This is a genomic window from uncultured Chitinibacter sp., from assembly GCF_945957625.1.
Classification (GTDB): Bacteria; Pseudomonadota; Gammaproteobacteria; order Burkholderiales; family Chitinibacteraceae; genus Chitinibacter; species Chitinibacter tainanensis.
Window position 1 is genome coordinate 47,891 of record NZ_CAMFLP010000008.1, and the last position, 12,984, is coordinate 60,874.

Here is a 12,984-nt window from a genome sequence, read left to right on the forward strand (position 1 = left end):
GTTGGTATTTTATTTAATACATTACGGGGCAATACGGCGGGTGGGTATCTATCCACTAGCAAGAAAAAAGGCCATTCGAAAGAATGGCCTTTTTGTTGAGTGCGTGGCGTTAGCGGGTAAGTGCACCCGTCGGTGAAATCATGGTCAGCTCACCAAAATTAGAGCCATTGCGTTTGTTGCCGGTGTAATCGACCACAAAGCCACCCAAGTCATAGCGATTGAGCGAGCCCAGCGCATTGTAAACGGCTGTACGTGTCGGTGATTTGCCGGCGCGTTTCAGAGCTTCCACGATGATCCGCGCAGAAATATAGCCTTCCAGCATCGCATAGCTTGGGTACTTGGAAATCGCGGCCAGCGATTCTTTCTTACCCGACATCCCTGAGCCGAGCTCGGCGTACACATCATCTTGGAATTCTTGCACGATGCGTGCACGGGTGTTGTAAGGGTAGGGCAGCACTTGGCTAATGCCGAGGCCGTGGGCCGTTCGCTTACCAATCTGTTTACTGATGTCTTCAAACTGCACGGCCGAGAAGGCGTACAGCTGCGAGGTGCCACCGTTGTTTTTGTAGTTTTCCACAAAGGTGGCCGCTGGCTTGGTATGAGCCACCAGAATCACCACTTCGGGATTAACTTTGGCCAGATCTTTGGCCGCTTTGCTGGTGTCGCCACTGGCGCGGTCATACCAGGCTTCGGCTTGCAGTTTCAGCTGTTTTTTAGCCAGCGCCGCTTTCAGTGCGGCTACGCCCGATTCACCAAAACCATCTTTTTGCGCTAGTACGCCAAACTTGGTAATCCCCAGGTTTTCGGTCAATAGCTTCACAATCCGCTCGGCTTCCTGGTTAAAGCCGGCGCGCGTGTGAAATAAATACGGGCTGCCAGGGCTGCGCAAAAACTCGGCCCCGCTGTGTACGCCCACCAAAGGAATGCCGGCGTTTTCTAGAGTTTTGGCTTTTATCAGCGCATTGACATTATCAGTGCCGTGGTAGGAAATCAGCGCGACGGCATTTTCTTTGTCGATGAAATCTTGGGTGTTTTGCAACGTGCGTTTCGGATCATCCCCATCATCGCGGACCAGATGATTAATCTGTTCGCCATTGACGCCGCCACGGCCATTTACCTGGTTAAAGTAAATTGAAGCACCCAGTGCCAAGGCCTTGCCGGTCTCGCCGGCGATCCCGGTGGTGGGTACAGACTGGCCAATATTGATATCGGCTTGAGCGCCGCTAGCCAGGGCCAGACTTGCCGCAATAATGAGTTTTTTTAACACGATGCACGCTCCCCTTTGCATGTGAATCTATGCGGCTCATCTTAAATTAATGTGGGCTGGTGGTATAGTGTTGGCTGAATTTCGCGGAGATTTTGCAATGCGCGTAGGCGTTTATGCCGGCAGTTTCGATCCAGTGACCAAGGGTCATTTGTGGATGATTGAACGTGGGGTGCAATTATTTGATGAAATGATCGTCGCGATTGGTGAAAATCCCGACAAAAAATACACCTTCAGCCTCGAAGAGCGCCTGTCGATGTTGCGTGAAACCACCAATGGGATTGCCAATCTGCGGGTCGAGGTATTTCAGAATCGTTTTCTGGTGGATTACGCCCGCGAGCAGGGCGCGCAATTTATTTTGCGTGGTATTCGCGAAGCGGCCGATTACGAATTCGAGCGGAAAATGCGTTACGTCAATGCCGATTTGGCACCGCACATTGATACTATCTTTTTAATGCCACCGCGCGAGATCGCGGAAATCAGCTCGACCATGGTCAAGGGCCTGGTAGGCCCGCAGGGCTGGGAAAGTGTGGTGAAACAATATGTGCCTGACCCAGTGTTTATGCGCCTTTTGCATGGCCTCAAAGTCGGGCAGTAATCTGAATTGAATATCGACTGGGCTGCCTGCGGGTGGCCCTTATTGTCGCTGGAATAAGGAAAAACGCTATGCGTATCGGTACGCCATTGAGTCCGTCGGCCGTCAAAGTGATGTTGCTGGGCTGCGGTGAGCTGGGCAAAGAAGTCATTATCGCGCTGCAGCGCCTCGGGGTTGAAGTGATCGGTGTGGATCGCTATCCCAATGCGCCGGGCATGCAAGTAGCCCATCGCAGCCACGTCATTGATATGAGCGACGCTCAAGCTTTGCGCGCGCTGGTGGAAGCCGAGCGTCCGCATCTGATCGTGCCGGAAATCGAGGCGATCGCCACCGATGAATTGGTTCGCATTGAGGCGGATGGCTTGGCGACGGTTATCCCGACTGCGCGGGCCACACAGCTCACCATGAACCGCGAAGGTATTCGCCGGCTGGCGGCAGAAGAGCTGGGCTTGGCCACTTCGCCTTATCGCTTCGCGAGCTCTCTGGCCGAGTTGCAGGCCGCGTGTGCCGAGATTGGGTTTCCGTGTTTAGTCAAACCGGTAATGTCTTCCTCGGGCAAAGGCCAATCGCTGCTTAAATCGGCCGCCGATGTCGAGACCGCTTGGCAATACGCGCAAGCCGGTAGCCGCGTCGATCACGGCCGGGTGATTGTGGAAGGCTTTATCGATTTTGAATATGAAATCACCCTGCTCACCGTGCGCTCGCAAGGCGAAGACAACGACATTCTGACTTCCTTCTGCGCGCCGGTCGGCCATGTGCAGGTGAAGGGCGATTATGTTGAAAGCTGGCAGCCGCAACGCATGAATCCGCTGGCCCTGCAGCGTGCGCAAGAAATGGCACGCAAGATCACCACCGCGCTGGGCGGCCGTGGTTTGTTTGGGGTTGAGCTGTTTGTGAAAGGCGATGAGGTTTGGTTCTCGGAAGTGAGCCCACGTCCGCACGATACGGGCCTCGTTACCTTGATGAGCCAGTATTTTTCCGAGTTCGAGCTACACGCCCGCGCGATTTTGGGTTTGCCGGTGGATGTGGGGCAACGCGAGCCAGCGGCCAGCGCCGTGATTTATGGCCGGATGGATGAAAGCGGTATCGCTTTTGATGGGGTGGCCGCGGCGCTGGCGGTACCGCGCAGCGATTTGCGCCTGTTTGGTAAGCCCGAAGCCTTCGAGCGTCGCCGCATGGGCGTGGCGCTGGCGGCAGGTTCGGATACCGATGTGGCGCGCGATCGCGCCAAGCTGGCGGCCGGGCTGGTGCAGCCGGTGTCGATGGCGGATGAGCCCACGGCCTAAAGGCCGATTTGCGCAGCGAAACAGCCCGGCTAGCCCGGGCTGTTGCATTTTCCCCGCCAGCGCACGCGGGCAGCTGTTAAACTGCGGCCTTATATAGTTTGCAGTGCACATACCATCATGGATCTCGCCAGTTATCGTAATCGTTTAAACAAAAATGCCCGCCATTGGGGCAAATGGGCCCGCCGGCAAGGGCTGCAGTGCTATCGCATTTATGATCGCGATGTGCCTGAGTTTCCGATGATTGTGGATGTGTATGGCGATCGCGTGCACCTGCAGGAATACGATACCGGCTGGGTCGAGAGCGACGAAGATTATTCAACGTGGATCGACCAGATCCACGCCGCCACTGCCGAAGTGCTGGAAGTGCCGCTAGAACACGTGGCACTGAAAATCCGTAAACGGATGAAAGGCCTCACCCAGTACGAAAAGCAGGAAGACGCAGGCGAGTTTTTTGTGGTGGAAGAAAACAGCCTTAAATTCGAGGTAAATCTCGAAGCCTATCTCGATACCGGCCTGTTTCTTGATCACCGCAATACGCGCAAACGCGTCATGGGGGAGGCGGCAGGTAAACGCTTTTTAAATCTCTTTAGCTATACCGGCGCCTTTAGTGTTTATGCGGCGGCGGGCGGTGCGGCGAGCAGCACCACGGTGGACTTATCCAATACTTATCTGGATTGGGCGGGGCGCAATTTTGCGCTGAACGGCATGGACCCGGCCGTGCATCAGCGCGTGCGCGCCGATGTGTTCGAGTTCTTGCGCGAAGCCACTTGCAGCCCGCAGCGCTACGATCTGATCGTGATGGATCCGCCGAGTTTTTCCAATTCGAAAAAAATGCTGGGTGTGTTGGATGTGCAGCGCGATCACGCCTTTTTGATCGAAGCGTGTCTATCACTATTGGCGCCCAAAGGGGTGCTGTATTTCTCGAATAATCTGCGCAGTTTCGAGTTGGACCCCATGTTTGTCGGCCGCTGTGAAAATCTAACGGCGCAATCGGTGCCGGAAGATTTCCGCAACAAGCGGATTCACCAGTGTTTCCGTTTCGTTAAAGATTAAAGGCCGCTGGCTGGCCGCGTGGCTAGCCATGCTGGATGGAACGTCGCATGTCTCACCCGATTTATCCGGCCCCGCTGGTGCTGCTGGATCTGGAAACCACTGGTGCCAAGCCGGCGGTCGATCGCATTACTGAAATTGGGCTCTTGCAGCTCGATACCGATGGGGGTATTGAGCGCTGGAGCTCATTGGTAAACCCTGAGCAGCCTATACCCCTGTTTATTCAGCAGCTCACCGGGATTGATGATGCTATGGTGCGCGATGCGCCCCGCTTTGCCGCGGTGGCCAGCGAACTGCTGGCCAAGCTGCAGGGGCGGATTTTTGTCGCCCACAATGCCCGCTTTGATTACACCTTTTTGCGCAATGAGTTTCAGCGCCTGGGGCTGCCGTTTCGGGCCAAAGTGCTGTGCACCGTGCAGCTCTCGCGCAAGCTTTACCCCGATGAATTCAAGCACAGCCTGGATGCACTGATCACCCGCCACGGCCTGCAATACAACGGCGAGCGGCATCGCGCGCTGACCGATGCGGAGCTGGTGCAGCAATTTTTAAGTGCCGCGGTGGCCGAGCTGGGCGCGGCGCGGGTGCAGCAGGCGATTGATGAGCTGATTCGCCCACCGGCCTTGCCGCCGCAGCTGGACGAAAGCCAGGTGGATGATCTGCCCGATACCGCCGGTGTGTATCTGTTTTATGGCGCCAACGATGTGCCGCTGTATGTTGGCGCGGCGAGTAATCTGCGTCGGCGGATTTTGCAGCATTTTGGCAAAAAGGCCACCGATGGGCAGGCCGCCCAGCTGGCGGCGGCCTTGCAGCGGATCGATTGGATCGAAACCAGCGGCGAGCTGGGCGCTAGCCTGCGCGAACAGCGCTTGTTGCGCGAGCTCAAGCCCCGCTTTAATCCCGGCGCGCGGCAAAAAGCCGATCAAACGCAGGTGGTGTGGTCGCTCACACTGAATCCAGCTCAGCCAGAGGCGCCGCTGCAGCCCCAGCTGATCACACTGGGCGAATTGCGCAGCCCGCATGGCGAGCTGTTTGGCCCGTTTCGGGGGGCACGTGAGGCGCAAAATATCCTCAATCGCATCGCCAAAGGGCAGGGTTTGTGCCGACAGCTGTTGGGGCTGGAAAAACCGCGCAAAGGCAATGAGGTAAGCCCGTGCTCTGCATTAAGCACCGGTGATTGCCGTGGCGGCTGTGTGGGGCGCGAACCGGTGAGCCTGCATAATGCCCGTTTGCTGGCCGCGCTGGCCAAACACAAAGTCACGCCGTGGCCGTATGGCGGGCCGATTTTGCTGGCCGAAGGCCCGAGCTGGGCGCCGGTATGGCAGGTCTTGGATCAGTGGGTATACCTGGGTGAAGTATCAAGTCAGGATCAATTGGATGAGCTGCTTGCAGCACCATACCCCGCTTATGATTTGGATATGGCCAAACAGATTCGCGCCTTGCTACGCAAGCCACTGGCGCTGACGGTGTATCAGCCCGGGATGCAGCTGCCGCTGGCAGAATAAGCCGCCTTGAGTTGAGCGAGGGGGCACTGCATCGTGCGTCTGGCGTTTAATGAGCGCGATGTTCCGCCCGGCGCCAGCACGCCTGGGCACTTTCATCCGGCCAGCAGGCCACTTGTGGCACGCTACGGGCATGATCAAACCAGCTATGCGACCCCAGTGTTGGCGGCACCACCCATTGCGAGGCCAGGCTGGCTACGGCAGTGGTGGCGACCACGGCCGCCAGTAAGGCGATTTTTCGGCTAAGCATACGGGAAACCCCTAGTAGAGCGATTTAGGGTCTTAGTATCTGCTTTCGCGGTTTTGGTATCAACGTTCAGTTTGGTATCAGATGTGGCGGTGCAGTTCGGATCAGCAGGGGCGATTTTTTGGCTGACAGCTTTCACTGGGCGAAAAAAGCCAGCTGGTAGGCCAGCTGGCTTGGGCGTTGCGCGCAGCGCTGGGGTGGCGCTTAGGCCAGTACCGCCTTGATGTCGTCGCTTTCGCTGATGGTGAATTTCTGGCTAGTAGGAACCACGGCCTGACCATCAAAGCGGCCAATGTGGTAAATCGTGCCAAACGAGAAGGTTGGCGCCGCCGCACCTTGGCCACCACAGACTTCGGCGCCACGGCGAACATTGTCGGCCATCCAGCCCGGCAGACGCAGGTGGTATGGATTGCGACGGACTTCTTCCACGTGGCAAGCCAGTGCGGCGATCAGATCGGCAGTATCTTGCTGATTGGTCGCGATCAGCGCATTAGGTGCTTCCATCTGACGCCAGAATTCGCTTTGTACCAGCACACAGCTGTGGTTGGCGGCTTTCAGCGCATCCACCACCAGATAGTGAGTGCCGATATGGGCTGAGTGGTAGTCATTGTCGTGCGGGCATACCACCACTTGCGGTTGATGCTGGCGAATGATTGCGGCCACCACGGCCACTTTTTCGGCCCAAGCGGCAGGATCTTCGCTGCGGGTTTTGGTGGTGACGCTCATCAGACCACCCGGAATGGTTTCCAGCAGGCCCCAGCCCAGATAATCGCAAGCATTTTTCAGCTCGGCCCAGCGTTCTGGCTGGCGTTTCAGGTTCGAGCCTTGAGTCACCGCCACGTTATAGACTTTAAAGCCGGCTTCACGGCCCAGACGCAACGGCAGCGCGCCGATAATGCATTCATCATCGGGGTGCGGGGCAAAAATCATGGCGACTGGCGCATCTGCGGCCACTGCTTGGGCAGCGCTACCCAGAGTGCTCAGATCGGCAAACAAAGGCGCGTCGGCTTTTTGCAGCAATTCGTGGTGGGCTTGAACGAGGGCGAGATACGGGTTGCTCATGCTAGGCTCCGAGAGTTGAATGAGGCGGCCGGCGAGCGGGCCGCGCGAACAATACCGCAGAGTATAGAGCCTCTACCCCAGCCGACCAAGCGCTTTGCCACTTTCGTGACAGCAATTCTGATCTGGCGCAGAGATTGGCCCCCTGCGCCGGCCGGCGGGGCAGGGGGCAAATGCGGCATAATGACGGCTGACTTTAGGATGGACAGCGCATGCGGTATTTTTCTTCTTCGTTTATGGTGACTTTGCTCGGCTTGGGCCTGGCGGCGCTGATCGGTGGCTGGGGCGGTTTGTGGATTGCATTTAATCTGGCTTTGCTGGAAACCAGCCTGAGTTTTGACAACGCGGTGGTGAATGCCTCAGTGCTGCGGCATTGGGATGAAAAATGGCGGCGGCGCTTTTTGCTCTGGGGCATGCTGATTGCCGTGTTTGGCATGCGGGTGGTGTTTCCGCTGGTGATTGTGGCGGTGATTGCCGGGCTTTGGCCGCTGCCCGGGCCCGTTTCGCTGTATGAATACTTTAGCAGCGGGCACTGGCCGGCTAGCGATGTGCTGAGCATGGCCCTGCTGCAGCCTGAGCGTTATGCGGCGATTTTGACTTCGGCACATATCGAAGTAACCGCATTTGGCGGAGCTTTTTTGCTGCTGGTGTTTTTAAATTTCTTTCTCGATTACGAAAAAGACACGCATTGGTTTAAGCCGATTGAGCAGCTGTTGGCGCATTTGGGCAAGCTGGAAATGGCCTCGGTATTGGTGGCTTTGCTGGTGCTGCTGCTCTTGGCCAGCCATTTGCCGGTGGCCGAGGCGCTGCGCTTTTTGCAGGCCGGTATCTGGGGTGTACTGGTGTATGTGTTGGTGGATGGGCTGGGTGATCTGATTGGCGATGCTGGCGCTGCGGCCAAAACCGGGATTGGTGGCTTTATTTATCTCGAGATTTTGGATGCCTCGTTCTCGTTTGATGGGGTGCTGGGTGCGTTTGCGCTAACCAAAAATATCTTTCTGATCGCAATTGGCCTAGGCATTGGCGCGATGTTTGTACGTAGCTTTACCTTAATGCTGGTTGAAAAAGGCACGCTGACGGCGTTTAAATATCTGGAGCATGGCGCTTTCTGGGCGATTGGGGCTTTGGCGGCGGTGATGTTGCTGGCCGCGCGCTGGCATATTCCCGAGGCGGTAACCGGTGGCGTGGCCGCAGTGCTGATTGTGATTGCGGCGATTCATTCATGGTTGGTGCGTGATAAGGGTATTGCTCAGTAAGCCTGAATTAATATGGCGTTTGCGCTGATACGTGGCTGGGGTATCAAGATAGCGCCCAACAAAAACCCCGCAGAAGCGGGGTTTTTGTTGAAGTAGCGCGATGCTTAATGTGAAGACTGCTCGGGGATTGCCTCGCCGCGGGTTTTCCACAGCGAGTAGAGCACGCCCGCCAGCAGCAAGCCAAAAGTCACGCCCAGCGACACGGCGGTTGGAATCTTGAAGTCGATCAGGCCTTCGTGATTGAAATACACCAAGCCGACTTTCACACCGATAAATACCAGCACTACCGAGAGCGCGTATTTCAGGTAGTGGAAGCGATGCACCATCGCCGCCAGCGCGAAATACAGCGCGCGCAAGCCCAGAATCGCGAAGATATTCGAGGTGTAGACAATAAACGGATCTTGAGTAATCGCGAAAATCGCTGGGATACTATCCACCGCAAACACCAGATCGGCGGTTTCTACCAGAATCAGGGTCAGGAACAGCGGGGTGGCCCACCAGCCAGGCGTCAGGCCATGCGCCTCGCCGCGCACCCAGAATTTCTCGCCATGCAGCGTCGGGGTGAAGCGCATATGGCTGCGCAGCCACTGGTAGAATTTATTGTCTTCCAGCTTGCCGTGTTCATCATCACTCATCAGCATTTTGATCCCGGTGAAGATCAGGAAGGCACCAAACAGCACCAACACGGCCTGATATTTCGCCACCAGCACGGCACCCAGGCCGATCATGATGGCGCGCATCACAATCACCCCCAAAATGCCCCAGAACAGCACGCGATGCTGATACATGCGCGGCACGCCCAGGCTGGTAAAGATCAGGGCAATCACAAATACGTTATCCATCGAGAGGGATTTCTCGATCAGATAGCCGGTGATGTATTCCATCCCCGCGGTCGCGCCTTTGTACCACCACAGCCAAGCGCCAAACGCCAGGCCCATCGCGATGTAAAATGCCGAAAGCTTCAGGCTCTCGCTCACGGAGATTTCGTGCTGATCTTTGTGTAATACGCCCAGATCAAAGGCCAGCAGGCCAATCACCAAGCCAAAGAACATGAGCCACACCCACAAAGGGTAGCCGACCCACAGTTCAAGTAAAAATGCCATATCGTTTCCTTACCCTGTTAGCGAATATTCAATACTGTCATCAGTATAAGGCGCCAAGCGCCAAACTTAACTATGAGTGATGCGATGCCAATTAGTTTCATTGACAGTCACTGTCATTTGGATGCGCCCGAATTTGATGCCGACCGCGACGCCGTGGTGGCCCGCTCGCGCGCGGCCGGGGTGACGCAATGGCTAGTACCTGCCGTTAGCGCCGCCACCTTTGCCAGCACGCGACAGATGCAAGTGCAGTATGGTGCGTGGATCGCCTACGGGCTACATCCAATCTATGTCCATACACATCGGGATGAGCATCTCGATTTACTGCGTGCGCAGCTAGCGCAGGGTGAGGCGATTGCCGTCGGGGAAATCGGGCTGGATTTTTTTGTGCCGGGGCTCGATGCCAACCGGCAAATTGCCCTTTTTGAAGCTCAGCTGAAACTAGCGCGCGATTTTGATTTACCGGTGATCGTGCATATCCGCCGCAGCCAGGATCAGGTGCTGAAATACCTGCGCAAATGGCGGGTAAAGGGCGGTATCGCTCATGCTTTTAACGGCAGCGAGCAGCAAGCGTATGAATTTATCAAACTGGGTTTTGCCCTCGGTTTTGGTGGCGCCATGACCTACAGCGGCTCCCAACGCATCCGCCGCCTCGCCCAAACTTTACCGCTCGAGCACATCGTGCTCGAAACCGACGCCCCCGACATCCCCCCCAGCTGGCTCACCGGCCCACCGCCAGAGCGTAATGAGCCAGCGCAGCTGCGCGAGATCGCAAATACCCTCGCAGCGCTACGTGCACAATCGGTGTTTGACATTGCTCAGATTCAACACGCAGCAATATTTGGCGCTTTGAATCTCAAGTGTGTGTAGCGTTCGGTAAAAGTTCGCAACTTTCTTTCTCTGAAAGTTGACGTGTATTAAACAAGGTGTTTAAATGCGATCAAACAAAAAGTGTTTAAATATCAATCGGTTAGTAATTAATTATTTACTTATGGAGTATATGATGACTTTGAAAAAAACTGTGCTTGCTGCCGCTTTGTTAGCAGTTTCAACTCTGGCTCAAGCCAAATTGCATGATATTTCAGTGCCACGTGGTTCGTTTGACTGGTGGGATATTCAAGTTGGTAGCGCAGCACAAGCAGGCGCCTACAATATCAACTTTGCACTTACCCCAATCAATGCCCAACAAGGTAATTTTGCTAATCTGGATATCTATACTACAGACGCGAAAGGAACCCGTTATCTGTTTCAGACAGTGAACCTGAACTCAAACACTTTCTCAACTGCGGGCAAGCCTTTCACAATCAATTTGAATGCCCCTGGGAATATTTATTTTGGCGTGCGTGGTGTAGTTGCCGGTTTCCAAGGTTGGAAAGGCACTCTGGATGCAAACGTAGCCCCCGTTCCGGAGCCAGAAACTTATGCGCTGATGGGCCTGGGTCTGGTTGGCTTGCTGGCTGCGCGTCGTCGCAAAATGGCGGCCCAAGCCTAATTTGGCAGACGCCTAATAAAAAAACCGCCCTGTTGGGCGGTTTTTTTATTGCAGCAATCAAGGCAGCCCTCAAAGCACGCTAAACGCCACCATCCCAACCAGCGCACCTGTGCTGCCCAGTATGGTTTCCATTACCGTCCAAGTTTTGAGGGTTTGGACTTCATTGGCGCCGGTGAATTTACCAAATAGCCAGAAGCCCGAATCATTAACGTGGCTCAGTACAATCGAGCCACCGGCAATACAAATCGAGAGCGCGGCCAGTTGGGCGCCGCTAAAACCGGCCAGCTCAATCACTGGCAGCACCAGGCCCACGGTTGTGAGGCAGGCGACGGTGGCCGAGCCTTGAATGACACGCACCGCAGCAGCCAGCACAAAGCAGGCGATGGCAATCGGCAAGCCCGCGCCGATCAGCGCGTTGCCCAGCGCGGGGCCGACGCCTGAATCAACCAGCACTTGCTTGAATACTCCACCAGCACCCGTTACCAGCAGGATAATCCCAGCGGGCTGCAACGCCGCGCTGCAGACTTCCATGACTTTTTCCCGGCTCATACCCCGGCGCAGAGCCAGGCCGTAAATGGCCAGCAAGCAGGCGGCGAGGATGGCGGTGAAGGGGTGGCCAATCAGTTGTAGCCAGGCATAGAGCTGACCATCGGCGGGTACAAAACGCGCCACAATCGTTTTCAGGCCGACCAGCAGCAAGGGGAACAATACCAGCGCCACACTAAAGCCGAATGATGGCAGCTGGCCTTTGCCCAGACTTGGCTCGCTCACCTCGGCAGGAATCGTTAGTGTGACATGGCGGCTAATGAAGTTGCCATACAGCGGCCCGGCCAGCAGCATGCCCGGAATGGCGGCTGCCAAGCCCAGCAAGATCATCCAGCCAAAGTCGGCTTTCATCTGCGAGGCCACCAGCATGGCGGTGGGGCCAGGTAAAAGGAAGGCGGCTGAGGCGGCAACACCGGCAAAGAGTGGAATCGCCAGTTTGACCACATTGCCGCCAGTGCGCCGCGCTACCGCGAAGACGACGCCGATCAGCAACACAATCGCAACATCAAAGAAGAGCGGCAGGGTACAGATCAGGCCGGCAATCCCAAGGGCGACATTGGCGCGGCGCTCGCCAAAATGGTCGAGTAGTTTCACCGCGATCTGATCCAGCGCGCCGGTTTCATGCAAGATTTTGCCAAACATGGCACCCAGCGCCACCACCACCGCCAGAAAGCCTAGCGTGCCGCCCATGCCTTTTTGCATGGTATCGGCAATTTTATCAACCGGCATGCCCGAGAAGATCCCGGCCCCGATCGAGACAATCATCAGTGCCACAAAGGCATGCAGGCGGGCTTTCATCACCAAAAAGAGCAGCAATAGCACCGAGCCCAGCGCGGTAAAAATCAGCGTAAGGGTATCCATGATCAGGCTTCTCCTTGTGCAACAATCGCCGCTTGGGCGGCGGCCACGACTTCAGCTAGCGTGGGCGTGATGTCGATGTGGAGTACATCGGCTTCATCGGCGCCGGGCACTTCCAAGGTGGCAAATTGCGATTCGAGCATGCCGGTTTTCTGGAAATGACCTTGGCGCGCGGCAAGGCGCTCGGCAATTACTTCAAACGGGCCGTGCAGAAAGACAAAGCGCAGATTGGGATTGCCCGCGCGCAATTGATCACGATATTGCTTTTTCAGTGCCGAGCACACAATGAATGACAAAGCATTGGTGCGCTGCATGGCAAAGGCCGCGTCGTTAATCGCCGCCAGCCAAGGCGCGCGATCGGCATCATTCAGCGGCTGGCCAGCCGCCATTTTGTTGATATTGGCACGCGGATGCAGAAAGTCGCCATCGAGCAAGGCGGCTTGCAAATTGTGCGCCAGCTGGGCCGCGACGGCGGATTTACCGCAACCCGAGACCCCCATCAAAACATAAATACGTGGTGAAGACATATCGACCCCCATCGGTTTGTTACCGATAACATGTTATGGGTAACATTCTGCCGTTGCCGATTTGTAGTGGCAATAGGGAGAAGTACATACAAGTAAGAAATCGGTGAAAAATCTGATCTAGCGCAAACTACTATTTGGCATGGCGCGGGGTATTGCTACCAAATCATTTTATTGATTGAATTTGGTGGGTATACAACATGGGGGT

Annotated in this window: 13 protein-coding genes; 7 read left to right on the plus strand and 6 right to left on the minus strand. The window is 56.0% G+C overall.

Going from position 1 to position 12,984, the window contains the following annotated elements; translation table 11 throughout:
• Window positions 1–109: 109 nt before the first annotated feature.
• Entirely contained in the window at window positions 110–1,267 is a 1,158-nt protein-coding gene (locus QV747_RS10475; protein WP_051258634.1) for an ABC transporter substrate-binding protein, read from the minus strand.
• Window positions 1,268–1,364: 97 nt separating this feature from the next.
• On the opposite strand from QV747_RS10475, the gene coaD reads away from it, so the two are divergent.
• The 4 genes from coaD to QV747_RS10495 all read left to right on the plus strand — a co-directional run bounded on the left by coaD (window position 1,365) and on the right by QV747_RS10495 (window position 5,697).
• A complete protein-coding gene (coaD, locus tag QV747_RS10480) occupies window positions 1,365–1,862 on the plus strand; it encodes a pantetheine-phosphate adenylyltransferase (protein ID WP_028448481.1) in 498 nt (165 codons plus the stop codon).
• 68 nt (window positions 1,863–1,930) lie between these two features.
• Window positions 1,931–3,145: a formate-dependent phosphoribosylglycinamide formyltransferase gene (gene purT, locus QV747_RS10485; RefSeq protein ID WP_288791507.1), complete on the plus strand. Its 1,215-nt coding sequence runs from the start codon at window positions 1,931–1,933 to the stop codon at window positions 3,143–3,145.
• 114 nt (window positions 3,146–3,259) lie between these two features.
• Window positions 3,260–4,198, plus strand: a complete 939-nt coding sequence (locus tag QV747_RS10490; RefSeq protein ID WP_273430880.1) for a class I SAM-dependent methyltransferase — start codon at window positions 3,260–3,262, stop codon at window positions 4,196–4,198.
• A gap of 47 nt (window positions 4,199–4,245) precedes the next feature.
• The gene (locus QV747_RS10495) at window positions 4,246–5,697 is read left to right on the plus strand and encodes an exonuclease domain-containing protein (RefSeq protein ID WP_273430849.1); all 1,452 of its coding nucleotides are present in this window, start codon (window positions 4,246–4,248) and stop codon (window positions 5,695–5,697) included.
• A 46-nt stretch (window positions 5,698–5,743) separates the two neighbouring features.
• On the opposite strand, the gene QV747_RS10500 is transcribed toward QV747_RS10495, so the two are convergent.
• Both QV747_RS10500 and QV747_RS10505 read right to left on the minus strand, forming a co-directional pair.
• Window positions 5,744–5,944, minus strand: a complete 201-nt coding sequence (locus QV747_RS10500) for a hypothetical protein (protein ID WP_047394637.1) — start codon at window positions 5,942–5,944, stop codon at window positions 5,744–5,746.
• Between the two features lie 201 nt (window positions 5,945–6,145).
• Window positions 6,146–7,003 carry a PIG-L deacetylase family protein gene (locus tag QV747_RS10505; RefSeq protein WP_273430846.1) on the minus strand — a complete coding sequence of 286 codons (858 nt, stop codon included), beginning with the start codon at window positions 7,001–7,003 and terminating at the stop codon, window positions 6,146–6,148.
• Window positions 7,004–7,212: 209 nt separating this feature from the next.
• Between QV747_RS10505 and QV747_RS10510 the strand changes: the two genes are divergently transcribed.
• Complete coding sequence (locus tag QV747_RS10510; protein ID WP_273430844.1) at window positions 7,213–8,256, plus strand: DUF475 domain-containing protein; 1,044 nt, start codon at window positions 7,213–7,215, stop codon at window positions 8,254–8,256.
• A 104-nt stretch (window positions 8,257–8,360) separates the two neighbouring features.
• Here QV747_RS10510 and QV747_RS10515 read toward each other — a convergent pair whose 3' ends face one another.
• Window positions 8,361–9,359 carry a TerC family protein gene (locus tag QV747_RS10515; protein WP_047394631.1) on the minus strand — a complete coding sequence of 333 codons (999 nt, stop codon included), beginning with the start codon at window positions 9,357–9,359 and terminating at the stop codon, window positions 8,361–8,363.
• Between the two features lie 84 nt (window positions 9,360–9,443).
• Between QV747_RS10515 and QV747_RS10520 the strand changes: the two genes are divergently transcribed.
• Both QV747_RS10520 and QV747_RS10525 read left to right on the plus strand, forming a co-directional pair.
• A complete protein-coding gene (locus QV747_RS10520; protein ID WP_273430841.1) occupies window positions 9,444–10,226 on the plus strand; it encodes a TatD family hydrolase in 783 nt (260 codons plus the stop codon).
• Between the two features lie 133 nt (window positions 10,227–10,359).
• The gene (locus QV747_RS10525; RefSeq protein ID WP_273430839.1) at window positions 10,360–10,848 is read left to right on the plus strand and encodes an FxDxF family PEP-CTERM protein; all 489 of its coding nucleotides are present in this window, start codon (window positions 10,360–10,362) and stop codon (window positions 10,846–10,848) included.
• Window positions 10,849–10,917: 69 nt separating this feature from the next.
• On the opposite strand, the gene gntU is transcribed toward QV747_RS10525, so the two are convergent.
• Both gntU and gntK read right to left on the minus strand, forming a co-directional pair.
• On the minus strand, window positions 10,918–12,255 hold the full coding sequence (gene gntU / locus QV747_RS10530) for a gluconate transporter (protein WP_273430837.1): 1,338 nt from the start codon (window positions 12,253–12,255) through the stop codon (window positions 10,918–10,920).
• Between the two features lie 2 nt (window positions 12,256–12,257).
• On the minus strand, window positions 12,258–12,779 hold the full coding sequence (gntK, locus tag QV747_RS10535; protein ID WP_273430835.1) for a gluconokinase: 522 nt from the start codon (window positions 12,777–12,779) through the stop codon (window positions 12,258–12,260).
• Window positions 12,780–12,984: the final 205 nt, after the last annotated feature.